The organism is Algibacter amylolyticus, from assembly GCF_014202225.1.
Taxonomy (GTDB): Bacteria; Bacteroidota; Bacteroidia; order Flavobacteriales; family Flavobacteriaceae; genus Algibacter_B; species Algibacter_B amylolyticus.
The window spans coordinates 1-1,579 of the sequence record NZ_JACHGE010000022.1; the positions used below are offsets into that span (position 1 = coordinate 1).

At 32.4% G+C, this 1,579-nt stretch carries 2 protein-coding genes; both read left to right on the forward strand.

The window, feature by feature from the left end; genetic code table 11:
* Positions 1 to 118 precede the first annotated feature (118 nt).
* Positions 119 to 739, forward strand: coding sequence for a hypothetical protein (locus tag HNQ90_RS17850; RefSeq protein ID WP_144118285.1), 621 nt, complete (start codon positions 119 to 121; stop codon positions 737 to 739).
* Between the two features lie 148 nt (positions 740 to 887).
* Positions 888 to 1,472 carry a hypothetical protein gene (locus HNQ90_RS17855; RefSeq protein WP_144118286.1) on the forward strand — a complete coding sequence of 195 codons (585 nt, stop codon included), beginning with the start codon at positions 888 to 890 and terminating at the stop codon, positions 1,470 to 1,472.
* Positions 1,473 to 1,579 lie beyond the last annotated feature (107 nt).

Consider the following 1,579-nt stretch of genomic DNA (forward strand, 5'->3'; position numbering starts at 1 on the left):
TGTGTGTACTCGGAAAATCCTACGGATTTTCCTCTGGTTCGTTTTCTTTTAGTATTTTAGACCTAGCCAACGTAACTAGCCATACACAACACGTTACCAAACAGTTGAAAACCGAACAATGAAAGAACTTCTGTCTTTAATATTAATATTTTCGATTCTATCAAGTTGCGACCGAAAAAAATCGGACAAAACCCAATCTGAATTTAAGCCAAAAACGGAATTAACAGCAGAAACGGAATCTGAACCAAAAAAAGAATTGGAAGCTATCCAATCAAAAGTTAAAAAGGATACAATTAATAATTATTGGGCTTTAATTCTTGACACTATTTCCAGTAAAAAGGAATTTAAAATTTCTGACTTAAAACATACTCTTGAATTAAACACTTATAGTTTAAACGACAGTTCAATTGTTAGGAATTTAGCTCAAGAAGGAGAACAAGCTTATTTAGACCATTCTCACAAAATGGTAACTGATTTTAAACTTTTGATTGACTCAATTGTTGACAAAAAACAAATCGACAGAACTGACTTTGGAAAAGCGCTAATTCCTGAATTTTACACAGAATGTAATCTATCCACAACCGAAATTGATAGCATTTCAGGAAACATTGTTTACCTGAATTCTAGTTTAGCTGTTCCTGACACAGGTAATATTTGGAGAGTTTTGTATTCAATTAAAATAAAAGATAACCAAATTGGAGAAATAGAAATAATAGAAACTGATTACGTCGGAATGTAAAACCGTTTGGTAACACCGTGTATAATTAATTGCTAGGTTCTTGCCTACTTGCGAAAATTCCTGCGGAATTTTCACAGGTTCCTAAATGTTTGCTAACTTAGTTGCCAAACCACGCAACTAACTCATACACAAAACCGTTGGCAACAATATGACAAAACGTAGAAATAACAGTAAACGAAGTCGATTTTCGATTTTATTTCCAATTTTGACAATAATCGGAATTGGAGTTATAACTGCTATTGTGACAAATTATGAACCGAATTGGACTTATAATTGGAATGGAATAAGAAAAGAAATAAAAGATTCTTTACAAGTTGCGGAATTACGTGGAATTACTAGTGGAGTTGGTGGAATGGGAATTTCAACAAAAAACGAAGTTGACAGAAGAAGATGGATTATGAAAAACGCAACCGAATCGGAACTGCTTAAACTGACTGAATATCCAAACGGAATTGTAAAAGGAATTGCTTACGAGGGACTTTTAAGAAAAAAAGAATTTTCCAATAAAACAGAATTGACTTTAAAAGCAATTCGTGACACGACTTACCAAATAGATTATCAATCAGGTTGTTTAGGTTGGAATATGGACATTGGCGAATATCTTGTGCAAAACGTTTTGTTAATTGACGACGAAATTCCACCACCTGAAAGATTACCAGATTTTGGTTTAACCGAAATAGACAAAGAAAAAATTCTGACTGAATTTAGAAAATTACAAGTTAAAAAAGAATAAAATACTGTTGCCAACAAAGAACTGAGGTAAAAAACAACTCTTTTCTTCATTAATTTGAGACATTATTAATTTAGGCTCAGAGATTCAAAATTGTGATTCTTTGAGCT